The following is a 20,157-nucleotide window of genomic DNA, read 5'->3' as shown; positions in this document are numbered from 1 at the left end:
TAGCTCTTGATGAGTTGAAGATTGACTATGCCGCATATGCAAAGTTTCACGCAAGACTCTCTCTAAAATTTGTTATAAAAAATCATGACTTTGCTGTAACTTACATTCAACTAATTCTACTAACCAAAACACCATCTATAATGATGGTGTTTTCATCCTCTTGTTCGAGAAATTATTTCAGATAGTATGTTACGTTCATTTGAACGAGAACCAATAGAAGCAGCAAACTCACTTATAAAGCCAAGGAACGAGGCAAGCCCCATAAGTAATAAAGAATGTCTCTCTCTGCGTATTACTCCCGTAATAAAATCAATTTCTGTTATTTTGTCTAAAAATTCAGGCTGTGCAATGCTATCAATAAAGTTAAAAAAGCTCACACTGTCAAAGTTTTCTAATTCTGATAATTCAGTGGTAAAATCAGAAGTAAGACTCCACAGCCCCATACCAAAAAGCACAAAAGCTACAAACTTGATAAGTGCAGTGAATATCCTAACACGGCTGACAGAATAGAAAATACTGAAGAGACCACCTAGAATAACTATATAGAAGAGTAGATCCTGAGTTGTCCAAGATCTGGAGGGATGCTCGGGAACTGTAGCAGAAGAACTAATAAATAATTTAGAGCCAATCTTAAATAGAAAAGCTGTTAAAAGAATGAATAAACCAAGAAACAGCAAACCTTTTAAAATATATTCGACAGTCAAGAATATGTGAGTTAAAGATTGAGGGTCAACTTCTTTTGCTCTCTTATCTAAGCCAGAACGAGAGCGTTTTATGCGGGAAAAGATATCACCATAAACATTTAGTAGAACAACTGGAATTTTTCTACTGAAGAATCCAATCTTTTTCTTAGTCATTTAATCTGATGCCTCATTATCTATCCAAGTGTTAAAAATAGTCATCCTTATCAAAGGAAGAGACCCAAGTGGAGTATGGGTTCACTTTATCTTTCAAATCTTGTTGAGTAGCCTTAGAAGAAGGCAGAATGCGTTTTGTAGAGAAACATACGATGCGGAATCCAAAATCTTGATTTCTTTGATTGTGCCCAGCTCCTCGACGAAAGGCAGATCTACAATCTCTCGGTAGATGATACCAGGATCCACCACGCATTATTCTTTGGAAGGCAATACCATCTTCCTTCCAAGGTCTACTATCATTCGGTGCATCGACATAGTTTTTATGGTAAGGATCTAGACACCACTCCCAAACATTTCCATGCATGCCATATAACCCGAAGTTATTAGCTATCCTAAACTCATCTACGTTTACAGTTTCTTCTCTATATATGCCTATGAGTCCTTGATCATATAAATAACTGGCATCATAATTGGCAAGTTCAGAAGTAATAGTTCTACCAAAATGGAATGGCGTCTCTGTCCCTGCACGACAGGCATACTCCCACTCAGCTTCACTAGGTAATCTATATTGTCTATTTGTACGTTTGGATAGTCGTGCACAGAATTCAACAGCATCATTCCAAGACACTCTTTCAACCGGTCGGTTATCCCCTTTGAACCTAGAAGGGTTCGCTCTTAACTTACGTTTTACTTTTGGTAATGCTGAAACAGCACGCCACTGCTTCTGTGTAACAGGATGCATTCCCATCCAAAAAGAAATGACATTAACAAAATGTTGTGGAGACTCTCTATTCCTTCGTCCTACTTCAGTCTCTGGTGATCCCATCAAAAAATCACCGGCAGGAATCTTAACTAAGATAAGAGTGGAAGACTCTCCTAACTCTTCCTCATGATATTCAACATATTTTTGATTATACTCTGTCTCATTACAGTTTTTATCTAAAGTAGCAGTACAGAATACTACACGTGGTTGCAAAGCTTCCCTTGCAGTAAATTGTTCTAGAGCTTTTTGCCAGCCTCTATCAACAGTCTCAACCTGTTCAGACTTTTCATTCGCAAAATCATGTTTTTCTGCATCTTCTTTAGAGACTGAAGACAAAGAATTCGATTGAACTGTTTCTAAGCCAGCTTTAATTTGGGCTATTCTTCCTATTCCTTCTACAGCTTCATTGTCGCCAGGAGCAACCTCTAACACTCGAACCCAAAAATCCTTAGCTAGATTAAGGTCTCCTTGTAACTCAGCTTTTCTTGCATTCTTTTGAAGATCTGCTCTATCGCTACTAGTTGCTTGCTTCGGCAGTAATACTAAATAAAGTTTCGTAGGAGGTTCAATCCGACCATATGGCACTTGAATCGGTCTTCCATATTCTTGATTTAGTTTTGGGACTTCATGTAACAGCCTTTGATACAAACGCCCAACAGTGGCACAATTATCTGCACCTTCTAGTCTTAAGCTTTGTAATAAAACATGGGTAAAAGATCCCTGCTCTAACTTATCAATTTCATATGACGATTGAGCAGGACTACAAGAGTAAATAGCTATCACTCCTTTCTGCTTATCTTGCCCTACTCCTATTCCATCTCTCTGGCGATTTCCAACACTGCGACAAGCGTCAATAAATAGAATGACATTACCTGCACCAGAACGTCTCAACCGCTCGGTTATATAGTGTAAAGGAAGTGCCGTATAAGGGACGTCTCCTGGATCAGCATCATTGGGCATCAAGTAGTCTTGATCCCCATAGCGACAACCGTGACCTGCAAAGAAAAACCATAAATTATCACCAGCAAAGAGAAAAGGGCGTTCAAATCGAATCTGAAAAAACCGGCGGAGTGTAGTGTAGTTAGGAGGAAAACATTTTATTTCCTCTTCTTCTTGTGACAAATAAGGAAGAGCGGCTGTAAAGTGAAATGTCGTTTCACAATTTAACTCTTCAAAGTAACGATGCATATCTATCGCATCTTTTCTCGCATACTTTAGCGGTTGAAGATTTTGGTAATGATTGATTCCAACTGTGATCGCTAAATTTTTACCCATCAAATCTTCTCAAAGTAGCTTACTTAGATTTAAATTTCATAGTTATACCACCACTACTGCCTAGCCTTACTCCGTTACCAATCAAATTAACCTTTCCTTCGCCATCAACTTCTACTGAAAGCTCTAACTCATCAAGCTTCATTTCTGATTGTTGAGCTGCTTGCACAAAAAGATCATTGACTACAGTTAACAGACCGGACATTTGCTCCTTCAAGAGCTTGACATCTAAGGGAATACGTTGACGGTTTACAACATGTTCTGTCTCTCTTATTTCTGGTTCAGAAGCTCCAAATCTTGGCCCAATATCAACATGACCACTCCGCTCACCTTCAGTAGTCGTATCTTCACTGGAAAGCGCTGTTTCTACAGCAACCCAGATCGTAGGTATATCGGACATAGCGAGCAACTTATCTCTAGTTTTTCAAGTTTTTAACATGTTTCTAGCTCTAATATCTAGGCTCAACACAACATTTTTGAAGCACATTCAGTAAAGATACATATCGAAAAAAGAAATATCATTAACCTTGTTAGGTTTCTATATTTTATTTAGCTCTATTGAAATAATTCTAAAACCAAAAATAAGGGAAATATGCTCAAAAGCATAACGATATAAAACCTCAGATAAGTTTAGATACATCCAGTTTTGATAGAGTTCAAATTAAGACTGAACTTTCAAGAAGAAACTATGAGGGAGTTCTTCACACGAAAGTGAATCAAGATTGATGGTAAATTTAGGAGATTTACATTTAATTTATTTTATACAGTAAATGTAAATCGATAGATACATTAACAAGATGCTTTGAGTATGAAATCTACTCTCAGATATTATCAAAAAACTTCAAATAGTTAGCTACAGCTGATCTGACGACTTTTGCCACATTTTTGGAAGCGATGGGCGTCTCATTGCAATCTACACAGATAAACCAGGTGCTATTCGCTGGCATCCTTCGTATCCAAAACGAATCGCTCTTCACTCATGACAAGAATTACTCTTGATCTGTATTGGCCAGGGTCTCAACTTTGATCATTTCTCAGTTAAGATCTTAGCCAATCCTGCCAATACTCAAAAACTAAAACACAACTGCAACTTCCGCGTCTTCTGCCGCACCTCTGGCAAAGGTTCCGGCTCAGACTCCGTTGCCGAACAATACCTCGCATAGGCACACTGCCCACACTGCTCTCCACACCTAGGCTGCCAATCCTCCTCATCTAACAGCCGCAACGCCAACTCACCAATCACTGCTTCCACCTGCCGTCGATGCTCATAGGTCACCTCATAGGTCACCCGCTCCCCGGTGCGCAGGAATAGCAAACTCATACGCCGCAGCAATTTTCCATAACGCTGCTCCAACGCCAAACTATATAATCCCAGTTGCAGGTCCACCGTTTCTTCCGTAGGCAATACTGGATTCTTTGCCGACTTATAATCAATCAGCTCCAGACCTTCTTCCAAACTATCCAATCGGTCATAGCGCCCCGTCAGCTTAAATTCCAGACCATTCACTTGGGTCAAACCTTGAATTCTGCCCTCCGTTGCTAACGGACGCTGCATCACTCCCAACGGAACAATCTCAGTTTCAAAATACCGCCACAGAATCTGCCACCCCTCTTCCACCTGGGCCGCAGTCAACGCACCAATCTGATTCTCCCAGCAATAGCGTAGCCACTCCTCAGACGGTAGCGGATCCTGATAATGCCAATCCTGATACAGTTGCGCCAGGGCACCATGCAACGCCCTACCCAAAACCGCCGCACCAAACACTGACGATTTTTTCAAACCGTACTCATAGCGAAAGTAATACGCCCTGGGACACTGGGCATAGGACTTGAGCTTAGTTGCCGAGAGAAGATACGCCATAGCCAGCATTTTACTGCTGACATTCAGCTACGGCACAGGGTTTTATCAAGTTGTCATAGGAAACCTGGAGGATGCGATCGCAATTCTCAAAACATGCGATGCTCCGCTGGAGCGGCTTCGCCAACGCAACCTACATCTTCAGCCTTGAATCTCATAATCTACCTGTTGAATCCGCACCTCTTTCCCTGGCACCAATCCCAAACCAGCCGCACGCCCACCCGGCAACTCCAACACCTGGTCCACCGCCTTACTCACCCCATAAACCGGGCAAGGCTCCCCCGAACAAGGCGGCAACTCAGCCAGCACCATCTCCACCTTGCCATCCAACAGAAATACCGCATCAATCGGAAAATTCACATCCTTGGTCCACAGCACCTGCGCCTTGGGTCGCGGCAACTCAAACAACATCCCACGATTCGCAGGCAATGAGTCCCTAAACATTAACCCAATCGTTTGTTCCTCAGCTGTCGAAGCCACTTCCAATTCTATCGTTTCACCCCCAATCACCGCTTTCGCCGTCACCGGCAACTGTTGTGCCGCCACGGGTACAATCTTGTCGCCAGAACGCCCCAGCGAAGAAACCAACAACACTGCTCCTAACGCACCTGCGCCCAGGATCCCAAACACCCATCGTTTTCTATTCATGATTCATCAGATATAATCAACAAGAACCTGATACACCCATCATCACCATCTAAAGCGCAAACACTATTTCTATTTGGAGACAGTTTCTTTTTCAGAAGCCGACGCAACAGACTTCCTCGCCAGTATCTTGTCAGGCTCCTGACTAAACACACTGGTCTGCTCCAATGCCATAAACCCTTGTCGCAAGAATCCCTGGATTCTACCCTGGGTCAAAATATCATCCGTCGCCGCCGCATCCGCCAGCTCACCAAACGTTTGCTGGGCTCGACGTACCCGAGAAATCAGTAGCTTATCCATCCACGGAAACTCGATCATCTCTATGGTGCCATCCTGCTGCCACTGACCAATCTCTGGCCATGACTCCAACACCGTCCAATGCACCGGCTTGGTCAGGCCCATATTCTTCACAAAGATATGGCGAATCTCAGGGAAGCCCTTAACCGACTTGGAAAACAAATCCAGCGTTGATGGATCGCCATCCGTCACCCACCACTTAATAAACTTAATCTCCTGAGCCTCGGCCAATGACAGCACATTGTACTCACTAAACCAGGCACTCAGGGCCGATTCTGACCGGGCCGGTAGGTCAACAATCACCGTTTTGCCCTCTTTTTGGGCAGAAACAAAAATGGTGTTGAGTTGCGATCGCATATCGCGATCATCCGACACCACCATTTCAATCGCATCGGGATAAGCCCCACTCAAGGTGGGATTGGTCATATCCCCATCAATCGGCTGAATCACCTGCTGTTTAGATCGACAATAATCCACCAGCATGGCCGAGACTACCGATTTACCTGTGCCCCCTTTATCACCGCTCACCAAATGAATACGTGGCTTTTCTGCTGACTTCGAGCCAGCCTGTTTCTTTGTGGAACTACTCATGGGAGTCCTCCAAAATTTAATGGGTTGTTAGTGTCTAGTTTTCGCGTCGGGTCATTCCCAACTCAGCCCGTCGTTGGGCAAACATACGCTTGGCCAATGCTTGTTGAGCCTTTAACTCTGTGTCACTGATCGTCAATAATGACTTTGAATCAGATGTGTCTGTCAAAATCTGTTCTTCAGCATTCTGCAATGGAAGAGGCTCTGTCATTGGGACAGCTAAGTCAGTCGTTGAACCTTGTTCTGGTAATAACTGTTCATCAGACCGCTGCTGTCGCTCTTGATAGTAATACGTTCTAAATGTGGTAATCGTACAGCTCAAATCCCCACCACGCACCAGTGCACTATGAATTGCACTTAATGAGTACCCTCGTTGTCGATACGTCTCAATTTCTGGGAAAATTTGGCCCACAACATTACGATCTGACAGTCTACCGCCGGGGCCGGGTTCACCCAGAAAGGTTTCTAGAGACTCCCTCGCATGGGTCATGCTGAACTATTACTGCGGCGAGAACTAATTCGTTTCAGTCTGACGGATTGAATAACACACAACCAATAGTCACTACCATAACAACAAGACTGTTGAAATTCTGCATCAACAAAGTCTTTCTTTAGATTCTCTATCAACTCTACAGAGACTCACCATTGACTCAACGGTGATATCTACACCCTATCTACAAAGACTAACCTCCTCAATCAACGGTGATTCAACAACTATCACCATTGACTCAACAGTGATGTCTACAACGACTCAACACCCATATCACCATCAGATATCTACAGTGCATCTACATGGATATCCACAGTCAATCTACATGGGTATCTACATAACAAATCTACATGGGTATCTACACCCGAAATCTACGGCCACACTGTTGCAAGAATATTGACATTTGTAAACTGCCCCTTCATCACACCTGCCATGTTGTCCATTGCCTCTGTCTCCAGCCAACACGCGGCTCATTACTATGGAGCCGACAATTATTGCTCCCTGGACGAAGCTAAAACCGCCAGTCAATGGACTGGCAACGGTTGTGATGCGCTACAGCTGGATGGCCCGGTCGAGAATCAAATCTTCTCCACACTGTTGAATGGTTATACCCCTGATGGCAAGCCACTCCACCAAGCTTTCAAAATGCATCATGTCGCTGGTATCGATCTCACCTTCAGTGCCCCCAAATCCATCAGCTTGGCCACCCTTTGGCAGGGTGCTGTGGACCTCTTCAATGCTCACCACCAGGCCGTCAAAACAGCCTTAGCCCTGATTGAGAGTCAAAGTGGTGCTCGCCGCTGGAACGGTCAGCGCATATTCTTTGAACGAACGGAAAATCTCATCATTGCTCAATTCGCCCATACCACCAGTCGTGCCCAAGATCCTCAGCTCCATACCCATAATGTTGTTCTGAATACCACCCATACCGGCCAGGATTGGCGAGCCCTCGACACCCGCACACTCTTTAAGCACCGCAAGCTGTGGCAAACGGTCTATCATCAAGACCTTGCCATCAATGCTCAGCAGCTAGGCTATGCAATAACGCGCTACCAGGGACATCTAGAACTGGCTGGCTATACCCCTGAACAACTTGATTACTGGTCTAAACGACGCCAGCAAATTCTCCAGACAGTCGGCCATCACGCATCACGAGCCCAAAAACAAATCGCCTGTCTCCGTACCCGCCCTAAAAAACAGGGACACCGCTCTCTGGAATCACTGCGTCAGCAATGGGATACAGAAAACCAACAGATAGGCCTGGGCATTGAACATCCCCAACCCCAACTTTCTCAGACCCCAGATGCGGCCTATCGATTAGATGCAGCTAGAGCAGCCCTGGAGCATTTGACCCAGTCCCTTGGTCTCACCGAAACCCTCGATACCCTTACCCTGATGCAGCAGGTCTTCGGTGATGACGGCTGGGGCAATCCTGACCAGCTCTTTGGCTATCGTGACCTAGCTCAGGCCATCACGGACGCTAAAGCAGATAGACATCTGTATGAGCAAAACGGTCACCTGTGTCGCTCTGCCCACATCCCTATCCAGGCTCCAAATCGGCCAACAAAAACACTGATGACGCCCTATCCCTACACCGATGCGGTTGGCCAGTTCGCCCATGCCATTGCCCAGAATACGCGAGCATTGTTAATTGCCCCTGCTGAACTTCACGACAGACTTACCCAGGCCATTCGGCAACGGCTCAAACAATTAGGCATCCTGCATTCTCCTCAAACCGCGCTACAACAGACATCAATGGATTCCATTGATGTCACCATTTGTTCAGGAGATCGTTTACGGATTCCAGGCCGGGTTGGCCCTGTGTACGTTCAGGTTGAAGCCAGTGATCGTCCTGGATGGGTTCAGCTCAGACACCGTAACGGGAAGGTCACCGATTGGAACCTTGAGCATCCCAAAGCATTTGAGTTTGCCTGGGTTCACACAGGGAAAACCCTGCCCAAACAGCACATTGATGAAATCCATCTGGTGGGAAACATCGGCGATCAACGGCTGAATCAGTTAAGAAAAAAGGTCCATATCCCCATCACGGTTTACCAACTCGACACGCAGCGTGAGCCTAAGGCCATCACAGTTCCAAATCTGGATCGGGGTCTGGAGTTGGATCGTTAATACGGGCTAACCGATGTGTCAGCGATTGCCATTCTGCTGGTAGAAAATCACTGCAGAGAACGGTTTGTTCAACCTGATGAAACACCGTCGTGCCATCAGCCCGCTTCAGCAAAATGTGCTGACCGGCCACATAGTCCAGCTCCAACACCACAGATGGGTCCTGCGACCATTTATCTAAATTTGCCACCACCTGATGCATCAGGCGCTTTCCATCGACAACCGTGACCGTCTGGTTCGCCGCAAGCTGAGATGACAAATAAGCATCATCCTCTGGTGACAGACCATTATGCAGGAGAATATTTCCCGAATAGCGATATAGCAATCGCCCCTCAGAAGTCGTTAAAGTGATGCTGCCACTGGGGTCATAGGTTAGCTGATAACGGGGTTTATCTGGAGTCGGTAAATGACGACCTGTGGTAACAAGACGCTCCATCAGCGCCATGGCCTGGTCATCTGGAATCACCGATTGGGTCTCATATAACCGGTCCTCAGCATGGGCATGAAACGCACGAATACTCGTAATCTCCAACCCCTGTTCCCGCGCGGCAGCGACATCGGCTTCACTCAGGTCAAAATGGGCCGGAGATTCCACAATGGGAAGATCCTGAATCCCCTTACTCAGATCCTCAGACCATGGTTTATGTGCTGTCATGACCGGTCAATCGCGTTCCAATACCTCTAACGAGCTATAGACCGTCAAGCCCTTTATCAACAGGTGCAATAGCATCTGATCAGGAGAACGATGACTCGTCTCCGCTAGCTGATAAATCTGGTCCATCGGCAATGACTCAAACATTGAAAACATTCGATCTAGATTATTGATAAAATCATCGGAGAAAACTGTTGGCTGCGCCAAAAAGCGCTCCAGCACATCATTGACCAACGCCTTAAGCGTTTGGTCTGAATGAGATGCCTGATCCTTCAATTTGGACATTAAGCTGGGATCTCGTAAATCAATATGTAGTCGTGTTCTATCCGTTGAATTTGAGGGCGCTGAGCCTGACTGTGTCAGGTTTGAAGGGCTCGATTGCGCGGTCATGCAAGTTCTCCTTATATAGGTCAAACGTAGAGATACCCTGGACCTCAAGCCCTAGCCGATTCATGGCAACTTGACATTGCCTTGACGATTTACCAGGAGACTTTAAATGGTTTCTATCCTAGCGATTTTTTCGTCATCTGGGTGTTCAAGATGCCATCATGAAGTTTCTTAAATTTTGGGTAGCTAGGCAGTCCCCACCGAACCTTGATAGATTGCCGGGGTGCTCCCACATAAACCGTTCCATTTGCCGGGTGCCACCCACATAAATGGGCTGCTTTGGATCCTAAATGCTTATTATTACCACCCGAAATTCTACTCTTTGAACATTCCCTTAAAAGATCCCAAAAAATCTCTCTTAAGAAACTTGAGATCGCTGCCGTTTACGCCTAAGAGAGTTTTTCATAGGATGAGGCTAATCTCTCATAGGTGACGTTATGTCTTCGCAACACTTTCATTCGTCAGCACCCAAAGCATTCACGCCTCAATCTAGCCGTTTCTTTCAGATGCCGCCTGTTAGCATTCTGCTAGGAGTTGCGACGGTCTCACTCCTCTTTGATGCCTCTCTCAAAGGCATCTTATTCAGCATGATGCTAGTGGCACTTTCCATCGGCACCATCTGGTCTGCTGCCATTCGGTTGAAGTTTAATCGGCTGGCTCGTTGGAGCCGCAAAACCCGTCTGCGTCGATTAGCCGTTACCTCCCTTCCATCATTACTGATCCTGGTTTCCTATATTCTGACAGACCTGACACTGGCTCCAGCTCAGGCTCAATTTCTACAAAATGCCGAAACGTTTATCGCCAACCTGCTCAGCAGCAGTAATGTACCTGCCACCATGGTTCCACTTATTTTTGGAGTCTTGCGAGCCATCTTTGTTATCTATATTGCCATTGCTGTTATTCGCGTCCTGGTCGCCGCGAGGAACGACGACGACTGGACGACACTGGCGCGGACGCCACTCATTATCGTCATGGCGATCGTTATCGGTGATCTGATGGCAAATCTCGTGATTGGTGGTGCTGGCACCTAGCTAGGCTAGCACACCTGTTTTGTTCTGAGTGTACATCGTTAGCGTCTGTCTAATGTCTCCTCATCCCTTCCGTTCCGTCAATCAAAATCTGGGTGCTCGTCCTCGGCTAGGCCCCGTTCCCGCTGAGCTGATTCTCCCCTGGGGCTCTATTGGTGTCATTACACTCCTGGTCTGTCAGCTGCTAGCCCTGAACTGGGTATGGACTCTGGTCTTTATCCTCAGCGGCATGGCTGTTTGGTGGATTCTCACTGGAAATACACCCTGGCGGTTTCTTGCTAAATTTCAAGTCGTCCCCCGCTGGGCCAAAGGCTATGTGTTGTTTGTTCCCTTTTCGCTCCACTCTCCACAGCGTTCAAGGAAACGTCGTCGATGAAAGCCACGACAAAAATCGGAGCCATCCACCATGCAGGAAAACGATATACGCCCATTGAAGACTCAATTCATCTCTCGGACTACGTTGAGTTTCTCATTGGTAAGCGTCGGGTGGGTGCGGTCTTACTCAAGCACAAACAACAGCTCCAGTTTCGCTTTGCCTTTCGGTCTACCGGTATTCATCCCACCCTCGATGCAGATACTCTAGCCAAACTCTGTGATGCGGTGGAATCCGGACTCAAATGTTTTCCCAGCCGTGAGCACATGAGTCTGGTGTTTACCTCCATTGCCTCGGATACTGATCGGCAACGGCAACTAGACCGGCTTTATGACACCGCACCCAACAGCGAACTCAAAGCCATTTTGATGAGTGAAAAGGCACGGGTGCAGCAGCTCACACGTCAGGGTGTACGCAAACCTAAGTCACTCCATATTTACTGTTCTGCCACTATCGATTCCGATGCCGCCGATACGGAAGACACCATCGAAGCATTTATTCAAAAAGTCTCGGCCTTAATGGGCAACAAGTGGCTCCAGTTTATTGGCGAGGACCAACATCAAAAAAGTGTCAAACTGAGTCGCATCTTCCAAAAAGCTTTCACTGACTTTCAGAACTGGGAACAGCTGCTGACCACTCAAATTGGTCTCGATGTGGTTGCCCTTACCTCTGAAGATCTATGGGCTATCCAGTGGAATGAATTTAATACCACTGAACCAAGGCCCCTGCCTCAGCTCACGGTGTTTGATGGCAAGCAGTGCCACTGTCAGCAAGATGTTTCCGAGCATCCGGCATCATACATGTTTGAAACAGCTCAGACGGTTCCTGTGGCCGACCGTGAATGGGTCGCCTATCGCGATGGTTATGTCGGTGTGCTGGCCTTTGAGCACAAACCCGGTGGTTGGGTCGATAAAGCCGCTCAGATGCGATACCTCTGGTCGGCCCTGGCTCGTGATGCGGTCGCTGATGTCACGTTAGTGTGTACCTTATCCAAGGGCAATGCCAATCTGATCAAGGCAGATCTCCAGCGGTTACAAAAACAAGCCAATGTGGCCCAGGAAGTCTCGGCTCGGCATTCGTCTATCGATGTGGTCAATCAGCTCCGCTCATCCATTGCCACTGAAGCCCAGGCCAAGCTCTACAGCGGAGATATTCCCCTGATGCTGTCGTTAGTTGTTTTGGTACGACGACAGACCAAGGGAGAATTAGACGATGCCTGTCGTTTTTTAATGAACTGTTTCCAGCGACCGGCTGGTCTGGAGCGGGAACGAGAATATGCCTGGCGCACCTGGCTTCAGTGTCAGCCACAGCTCACGTTAGAGCGTCCTTTATTTACGCCCTTTCGTAGGCAAAAGACCTATCTGGCTAGCGAAGCCATTGGTTTGATGCCGTTATTGATGACCAAGCAATTGGATCGCTCAGGCTTTGAGCTGATTGCCGAAGAAGCCGGAACACCCATTCATATTGACCTCTACACTGCCCATCGGAATCTCTTTATTGCTGGAACTACCCGCTCAGGAAAGTCTGTTCTCGTCTCTGGCATTCTTACCCATGCTTTAGCCACCGGGATGCCTGTGGTGGCAATGGACTTTCCAAAGCAAGACGGGTCATCCACCTTCACGGATTACACCGGTCTCCTGGGTAACAATGGAGCCTATTTCGACATCTCAAAGGAGTCCAACAACCTATTTGAAATTCCTGATCTGCACAATCTGCCCCGTGATGAGCAGCTGGAGCGGATGAAGGACTATAAGAACTTTTTGGTGAGTGCTCTGATGACCATGGTCTTTGGGGCGTCCACCGAAGATATTAGTGCCGATACCCGCATCATGCGACAGAATATTCGTTCGGTGCTCACCCTAACGCTGACCACGTTCTTTGAAAATCCAATCATTCAGCAGCGGTATGATGCCGCTTTAGCTGACGGTGTGGGCTCTGCTGCCTGGTGTCAGATTCCCACATTGAGGGACTATCTGGGCTTTTGTACCAAGAACACGATTGAGCAGTATACGGAGGTATCGAAGGGAGCTGAGGATGCGATCTCACAAATCAATCTCCGTCTCAACTTCTGGCTTGATTCAGCCGTCGGCAAAGCCATCGGTCAACCCTCTTCATTTCGCACCGATGCCCAGCTCTTAGTCTTTGCCCTGCGCGGGTTGAGTGACGATGAAGATGCGGCAATCCTGTCGCTGTCTTGTTATTCAGCTGCCGTCCGTCGAGCTCTGGCCTCACCCGCCTCTATCTTCTTTATTGACGAGGCTCCGATTCTCTTCAAATACGAAGAAGTCGCTGCCCTCGTTGCTCGTCTCTGTGCTAATGGTGCCAAGTCAGGAGTGCGGGTGATTATCTCAGCTCAAGATCCGGTTACTATCGCACGGGCCAAGGCATCGGCTGATATTTTTCCGAATCTATCCACCAAGCTGATCGGTCGTATCCAACCGGCAGCTCAACAAAATTTCACCCACATTCTCAAGGTTCCTCCTCACCTCATCGCTCGTAATGCGAGTGAGAGTTTCTTTCCAAAACGCGATGAACTCTACAGTCAATGGCTGTTAGAAGACACCGGCATTTTTACCGTGTGTCGGTATTACGCCCCGTATCTGCAGTTAGCCGCTGTCGCGAATAACCCCGATGAACAGACCGCCCGTGATGCCTACATGGCCCAGGCTGAAGCAGTTGGCCAATCTCCTCTAGCAGGATTAGTCGCCTTCTCCCATGCCTTAGTCACGGCTATCCAACAGGGACGTGCCATTGAACTGCCTAAGAGCCCATCGATTCATCCATTGGTTGCTTAATCCAGACTTCCTATGAAAACTCAATCCCGTCACCCCACTCGACGGCAGCTGATCGGCCTTCTATCAGCAGTTTGTCTTTTATCCTTGCCCCTTACAACATCCTCCGCTAACGCCAGCCTGATTCCAAGCAACATCGACTTTGGGTCCATCGGTGCTGGTGGCCTGGGTGATATTGGCGGCCTCAGCGATATCATTGGCAATCTCGGTATCAACCTACCCGATATCTCCAGTGTCCTCGGCGATATTACAGCGGGCATTCCAGATCTCTCCATCGGCGGTCTAGAGGATATTCTCAATCTCGGCAATATCGACCTCGGCAGCATCCTGGGAGATATGGGCTTGCCCGATCCAGGTGAGATCTTTGATGACATTCTGGGCGATATCTTGGGAGGAGAGAACTGTTTCTTACCTCAAAGCTGTCCTAGCAGCAACAATCCCCCTGGTGGTGGCACCAATACCCCTGGTGGGAACATACCACCGGTTCTATCGGTCCTCAGTGGCGCATCAGCCAGCATCACACCGGGCGTAAATCCGACAGTTGCTGCTAACGTAGATGCCGTTGGTACCCTCACTGAAGCGATGACGGCCATTGGCCTCTCAGAAGAAGGTCAAGCAGCCACCAAACAACGACTCACGGCAGCTCAAACTGGAGCGGATAACTCCAAAGCACTGGTTGAACAATCCATTCAAGCCTTGGCCCAGCAAGCAGAAGCCGCTGACCAAGTCGTAGCCTCTACTAACGAGCAAACCAGCACTCAAGATGTGCTCAAAACCGCCCTATCTGGAATGGTGTCGCTCCAGTTCACCACCTCTAGCCAGGTGGCTTACGGTCGGCAACAGGATGCCATTAACACCCAGCTATCAGTCCTTGATCTTCACTTTGGCCGTGAGATTCGTGATGGCACCTTTGTAAATGGCAAAAACCTACAGCTGCTCAACCAACAACTCAACCAGTCCATTCAGCGAGACATGGCCACCTCAGCGGGAGCCACAGAAGATGCGGCCCGCACCACCCGGCTCGTTCATGTGATGAGGTAACCATGCTATATCCGATTCTCTTTAGTCAAATACCCGAGGTCGTAGAAGAATGCGTCAGTCCCTTCTTCGATAAGAATGACTTCGCCCTCAACTGTGGCACAGCCCTGTCTCAACAAATGGCCAATGCCTGGGATGAATCCTGGACGTTGTTTATTGGTGAGCCCAGTCAGATTTACATTGCGCTGGTCAATATCGGTCGATTGTTTGCCCTGCTATCGCTCGGGTTCTTTATGTACAAATTTCTCCGAGCCGCTCTGGCCGATGAATCCTACGATGCCATGTCTCAGCTGGTCTGGCCCCTGGTCGTTGTTATTTTGCTTAGCAATGATGCCAGCTTGCTACGGCAAACTTCAACCACGATGCGAGCCTTGATCAACCAAACCAATGCGCAGGTTCTGGAAATCGCTAATGCATCTCTGGTCTATGAGACCCATCTCAATGAAGTGTTGGACTATGGCAATGCTGAAAAAGCAATTCGTGATGTGCGGGCTCAGTGTAATGGCATGACCAACAATGAACAGCTAGTCGCCTGTTTAGAACAGGGGCATCAACAAGCCACAGCCATTGTGGATGGATTCAATGCTCGATATGGCACCATGGTCTGGGGAAATCGACTTACGAATCTGGTTAAAACAGCCATTTCAGACTTACGAGATAACCCGATTCTCGGCGCTAACTTGAAAGGTGCTGTTGTTAATCCCCTTATCAGTTTGGCCATTGAGGCGTTTTTAGCCGCCCTACAAAATGCATTTCACTATCTAGTCGAGCTGAGTTTTATCCTGACAGCCATGTTAGGCCCTATTGCGCTCGGACTCACACTCTCACCTCTCGGCGGTATTGCCCTCTATGCCTGGATTATTTCATTTCTCTCTGTAGGTCTGGCCAAGCTCTGTTTTAACGTGGTCACCGCCATGTTAGTCACCATGATTTATCAGGCCGGTCCCCTAGATCCCATGGTCAACATGATTTTATTGGGTCTATTAGCGCCCGTTCTCTCGTTTGCCATGGCCGCAGGGGGTGGCATGGCCGTCTTCAATGGTGTGCTCGCCACCGTTCAACAGCTCACATTCGGCATTGCTTCATTTGGTATCAGCTCCTATATCTACCCTGGAGGTAAATCATGATGCGTTTTCTCAACGGTCATCGGCCAGCAGATGCCTCTATTGGAGCATCGGTGACCAACCTCAATGGACAACAACCCGTATCAGGCACCAACTGGACACGAGTTGGGCAAAAGAGTTTTCTCGCGATCTTACTCATCTCCAATCTTGGTCTATCTGGGCTGATTGCCATCCTTATTCTGTCTAACGTTTCCTACACACGTTATCTAGCCAAGAAACCAGCCGCAGCCTTAGTTCAGCTCACCGATGGTACCAGCATCCGCGTTAATGAAACGCCCAATCATGACCGTGAACCGGAGGTGATTCGTAAATTTGTTACCGATAGTCTCATCTATCTAATGAACTGGTCTGCGGATCTGCCCTCCTCTGAACCGACCAGCAAATTTGATTCAATCACCTCAGCTCCCCAGGATGCCGGTATCGATGTCGACCTCGAGGATGGCTTTACTAAAAAGGTCACTACACCTGCCTGGCAGGCCTCCTTCACTTTAGAAGAAGAATTCCGCACCGAGTTCTTGCAGAAGCTGGCCACCATGACCCCAGAAGATATCTTTGCAGGCCAAAAAGAAGTGGTCCTCAAAATCCGTGAGGTGGGCTATCCCGCAACCCAAACCGATACCCCTGGTGCCTGGAGTATTGATGTGGTGGCCGATTTAATGGTGTATTCTCCCCAAACACCAACTGGCAATGCTGTTCCCTTCAATAAACGCATCTACGTTCAGTCCATTAATGTGCCCCCACCACCGGCACCCAATACACTCACGCCCTTAGCCGCTGCCATTTACGCGGTTCGGCTATCGGGGTTAGAAATCACCGGCATGCGAGATCTCCAGCTTCAAGAATTCACTGAATAAGCCCCCATACTGACCATGAGCGATCTACACCAGGACGCAGCCTATCGAGAGATGGCACAGCTCGTCAATTTTGATCAGTCCACCGCCGCTGAACCCGACAACGGCAATGGAGCATTCCATCATCCTGAGGATGAGCCTAGCCCTCGTCGATTCTCCCAAATGGGCTCCACCAAACTCCTCTTTGTTGCTGGCGGAGTCTCTGTCGTTGCCCTATTAGTTGGGTTGATCACCAACCAAATCTTTCGGCCTGTCACCGTTACGACGAATGAACCCACTGAAACCACCTATGAAGCGGACGATCAGCTAACGCTCTCTCTAGAACCACCCACCCATGATGAAAAAGGTGAACTGGGAGAATTACGAACTGAAGTAGCGCTCAAAGACCAGGCCCAGGATTTGCAGGATCTCGACGGTGATCCGCTTACAGAAGCTGATGATGCCCCCTCAAATAACAGTTCAGATGAGGAAACATCATCCACAGATACTGTTACTCGGGCCGCTCCACAACCTGCACCCGCTGTCCCACGACCCGCGCCAGTTCAACCAGCCCCCGTCCAGCCAATGCCTCAATCACAACCAGCGGTGCAGATAGCGCCTGAACCCATCGGTCCTTGGGAGCAATGGCAACAGTTTGCCCTGTCCGGCACTCTCGGTCAAGTGCAATTTGTGGCCCATACCCAACCCAACGCTCAACCCACAGCTCGCCCCAACACGACTAACCGAACACCACAACCTACCATCACTCGCCAATCTCAAACCACCATTGGACCTGCACGCACCGTATCCCCTGGCACCGCAGCACCTCAACAGCCAGTTGTTCGTGTTCCAGCTCCTGAAACTAACACACCAGCGGTTGCCCAAACACCAGAATCCTCTCTTGGCACCTATGTGAATGGCTACACACCTATTCCTGGAATGCGTCATCCCACCACTCAAACCATTCCGGTCGGAACAACCGTAACAGCGACTGTTACCACACCCATCCTATGGCCCGGAGATGGAAGTCAGGTGACCAATTCCAGATCGCCAGACACACCCAAGTACATCGTCACCTTGGATGCCCCCTTGATGACAGCAGACGAGCGAATTGTCTTTCCAAGAGCTGCTCAGCTGGTTGTCACCGTAGCCCCGATGGATACTGAATCTGGAGTCGCCACTCTGGATGTTCTCGCCATCCTCCGAGATGACCAGTCCTATTCCATTCCTAACGGACATCTGCACATTCGTGGGAAGGATGGCAATCCTCTTGTTGCCGATCGATTTAACGATCCAGGTGGAGCTATTTTCTCAATGGATGCGGGTCTCTTTGTCATCAGTGGCTTGGCAAATCTCGGCACCATCTTAAATCGGCCTCGCAGTTCTACAGTCATCAATTCAGATTTTCAAGGCACCATCGCCACTGAATATGACGATCCAAACTTTTTAGGCGCTGTTCTCGAAGGGGGAGCCGGTGCCTTAGCGGAACGATTAGCCGACCGCAATGACCAGGCCATTGAAGATCTCGCTGAGCGTCCATCAACCTGGTATCTACCAGCCGGAACTCCAGTACAGCTCTTTGTCAATCAACCGATGCAGATCTGAGGAGAGCGACACTCATGAACCGTTTTAGAGCGTTACTCCCACTCACAGCTGCCTGGGCCAGTCTTGCGATCTCAGCACCTACCGCCCAGGCACTTCAGGTACTCGAACTTAAAGGGTGACAAGGAACTTCAAGCCTATAGTCGGCAATGATTTGGGAAAATAAAAGGGCAAAAAAATAGGGGACTATGCATCCCCCACAAAAAATAAAATGTTGCCTCAAGTATACCAAACGATTTGCCGTAAGCATCTCAATGAACAGCAGTATCTAACGCTAGAGCTGGTGTTACTTTTGATACAAGCGCATCGTCAAGTCACGCTTGGAACCTTAGCCAGTCTATTCCCTCAACCGATCAAATATGCGAGTCGTAAACGGAACCTACAACGGTTTCTAGTCCTGCCTCGTCTGAGTCTTACCGTGTTGTGGTTTCCATTGATCAAATATTGGATTCGACAAGCTCAAACCGGGCATCGTCTCAATCGAGATCAGCGTCGTCAGCTAAAAAAAAGACCCATCAGAAGTATGGGTATTGGTTGATTGCGATAGACCGAACCCAATGGAAAGGGCGGAATCTGTTTATGGTGACCCTGGTATGGGGGACTCATGCCTTACCGCTCTATTGGGAGCTATTAGATCATGTAGGCAACAGTAATCTGAGGACCCAAAAACGAGTCTTAAAAATCGCTCTGAAAGTATTGAAACCCTATCCAACGTTGGTGATAGGAGACCGAGAATTTCATAGTCCCAAATTGGCCGAATGGCTGGACCAACAAGGGGTATTCTTTGCCTTACGTCAGAAAAAAGACTTCCACTTCCAACAACACCCTGGTGACGAGTACCAAGTCCTCAAAGACCAAGGATTCAAGCCAGGTAGGTCTCAATTTTATGGCGGCATTCGAGGGAATAAAGGAGACGGATTAGGTCCCTTTAATCTGGCGGTTTATTGGAAACGCAAGTATCGCAAGACGGGACCGAAAGCTCCCTGGTATATCCTGACAAATCTCCCTTCCCTCAAACAAACCTTAAGAATTTACCGATGTCGCTGGGGAATTGAACAATTTTTCAAAGATTGTAAAAGCGGGGGGTATCACCTCGAAGAGACCAAGGTGAACGACCGTCGCTTTTTAGCCTTGGTCGTGGTCATTGTGCTCGCCTATAGTTTGGCTACGATGCACGGGCAACAGATGAAAGCATTACGGATAGATGAGTATGCTGGATGTATCAAAAGTCACTTAGACAAGGCTCCCTATCACAGTGATTTTAGCTTGGGTTTGTATGGACAACGGTGGATAGTTGCCATGACTATATGGGCTGATTGGGCCTTGAAGTTGATCGCTCTCAAACCTAATAAACGGCTCTATTTTCAACGTGGTTTTCTCGCTCTGTCCCTTATGGAACATGCTTTATAGCTACGCTGTCACCTTTTAAGGTAC

The 20,157-nt window shown here is 47.8% G+C and carries 17 protein-coding genes and 1 pseudogene; 9 read left to right on the top strand and 9 right to left on the bottom strand.

Features of this window, described 5'->3' with window-relative positions; genetic code table 11:
- Nucleotides 1–152: 152 nt before the first annotated feature.
- From U2F10_RS36030 to U2F10_RS36000, 7 genes are all read right to left on the bottom strand, one after another.
- Nucleotides 153–857: a hypothetical protein gene (locus tag U2F10_RS36030; RefSeq protein ID WP_499874884.1), complete on the bottom strand. Its 705-nt coding sequence runs from the start codon at nt 855–857 to the stop codon at nt 153–155.
- Nucleotides 858–888: 31 nt separating this feature from the next.
- Entirely contained in the window at nt 889–2,895 is a 2,007-nt protein-coding gene (locus U2F10_RS36025; RefSeq protein ID WP_499874883.1) for an SUMF1/EgtB/PvdO family nonheme iron enzyme, read from the bottom strand.
- Between the two features lie 19 nt (nt 2,896–2,914).
- Complete coding sequence (locus U2F10_RS36020; RefSeq protein WP_499874882.1) at nt 2,915–3,292, bottom strand: Pepco domain-containing protein; 378 nt, start codon at nt 3,290–3,292, stop codon at nt 2,915–2,917.
- 666 nt (nt 3,293–3,958) lie between these two features.
- Nucleotides 3,959–4,762, bottom strand: a complete 804-nt coding sequence (locus U2F10_RS36015; protein WP_499874881.1) for a RecB family exonuclease — start codon at nt 4,760–4,762, stop codon at nt 3,959–3,961.
- Between the two features lie 129 nt (nt 4,763–4,891).
- A complete protein-coding gene (locus U2F10_RS36010; RefSeq protein ID WP_499874880.1) occupies nt 4,892–5,398 on the bottom strand; it encodes a DUF192 domain-containing protein in 507 nt (168 codons plus the stop codon).
- 69 nt (nt 5,399–5,467) lie between these two features.
- Nucleotides 5,468–6,283, bottom strand: a complete 816-nt coding sequence (locus U2F10_RS36005) for a P-loop NTPase family protein (protein WP_499874879.1) — start codon at nt 6,281–6,283, stop codon at nt 5,468–5,470.
- A 34-nt stretch (nt 6,284–6,317) separates the two neighbouring features.
- Entirely contained in the window at nt 6,318–6,770 is a 453-nt protein-coding gene (locus tag U2F10_RS36000; RefSeq protein ID WP_499874878.1) for a hypothetical protein, read from the bottom strand.
- Nucleotides 6,771–7,202: 432 nt separating this feature from the next.
- On the opposite strand from U2F10_RS36000, the gene mobF reads away from it, so the two are divergent.
- Complete coding sequence (gene mobF, locus U2F10_RS35995) at nt 7,203–8,900, top strand: MobF family relaxase (RefSeq protein ID WP_499874877.1); 1,698 nt, start codon at nt 7,203–7,205, stop codon at nt 8,898–8,900.
- On the opposite strand, the gene U2F10_RS35990 is transcribed toward mobF, so the two are convergent.
- Together U2F10_RS35990 and U2F10_RS35985 are read right to left on the bottom strand one after the other, a co-directional pair.
- On the bottom strand, nt 8,857–9,552 hold the full coding sequence (locus tag U2F10_RS35990) for a hypothetical protein (protein WP_499874876.1): 696 nt from the start codon (nt 9,550–9,552) through the stop codon (nt 8,857–8,859). The two genes, mobF and U2F10_RS35990, sit on opposite strands and share 44 nt — an antisense overlap.
- A gap of 6 nt (nt 9,553–9,558) precedes the next feature.
- A complete protein-coding gene (locus U2F10_RS35985) occupies nt 9,559–9,939 on the bottom strand; it encodes a hypothetical protein (protein ID WP_499874875.1) in 381 nt (126 codons plus the stop codon).
- Between the two features lie 434 nt (nt 9,940–10,373).
- Here U2F10_RS35985 and U2F10_RS35980 point away from each other — a divergent pair, with 434 nt between their 5' ends.
- The 8 genes and pseudogenes from U2F10_RS35980 to U2F10_RS35945 all read left to right on the top strand — a co-directional run bounded on the left by U2F10_RS35980 (nt 10,374) and on the right by U2F10_RS35945 (nt 20,133).
- Nucleotides 10,374–10,967, top strand: coding sequence for a hypothetical protein (locus U2F10_RS35980; RefSeq protein WP_499874874.1), 594 nt, complete (start codon nt 10,374–10,376; stop codon nt 10,965–10,967).
- 52 nt (nt 10,968–11,019) lie between these two features.
- Nucleotides 11,020–11,340 (top strand): hypothetical protein, encoded by a 321-nt coding sequence (locus U2F10_RS35975; RefSeq protein ID WP_006513277.1) that lies wholly within the window; start codon nt 11,020–11,022, stop codon nt 11,338–11,340.
- Entirely contained in the window at nt 11,337–14,132 is a 2,796-nt protein-coding gene (locus U2F10_RS35970; protein WP_499874873.1) for a putative type IV secretion/conjugal transfer ATPase, read from the top strand. The genes U2F10_RS35975 and U2F10_RS35970 overlap by 4 nt, the downstream gene beginning before the upstream one ends.
- Before the next feature lie 12 nt (nt 14,133–14,144).
- Nucleotides 14,145–15,170, top strand: coding sequence for a hypothetical protein (locus tag U2F10_RS35965; RefSeq protein ID WP_163668390.1), 1,026 nt, complete (start codon nt 14,145–14,147; stop codon nt 15,168–15,170).
- A gap of 2 nt (nt 15,171–15,172) precedes the next feature.
- A complete protein-coding gene (locus U2F10_RS35960; protein ID WP_499874872.1) occupies nt 15,173–16,294 on the top strand; it encodes a hypothetical protein in 1,122 nt (373 codons plus the stop codon).
- Complete coding sequence (locus tag U2F10_RS35955; RefSeq protein WP_499874871.1) at nt 16,291–17,145, top strand: hypothetical protein; 855 nt, start codon at nt 16,291–16,293, stop codon at nt 17,143–17,145. Before U2F10_RS35960 ends, U2F10_RS35955 begins: the two co-directional genes overlap by 4 nt.
- A 15-nt stretch (nt 17,146–17,160) precedes the next feature.
- Entirely contained in the window at nt 17,161–18,726 is a 1,566-nt protein-coding gene (locus U2F10_RS35950) for a TrbI/VirB10 family protein (protein WP_499874870.1), read from the top strand.
- A gap of 208 nt (nt 18,727–18,934) precedes the next feature.
- Nucleotides 18,935–20,133 (top strand): annotated as a pseudogene (locus tag U2F10_RS35945) (IS4 family transposase).
- The last annotated feature ends 24 nt before the right edge of the window (nt 20,134–20,157 follow it).

Source organism: Leptothoe sp. EHU-05/26/07-4 (genome assembly GCF_043421015.1).
Lineage (GTDB): Bacteria > Cyanobacteriota > Cyanobacteriia > Phormidesmidales > Phormidesmidaceae > Leptothoe > Leptothoe turfae.
The sequence above is the reverse complement of the archived record's forward strand: the minus strand, read 5'-3'. Positions and strand labels throughout refer to the sequence as shown.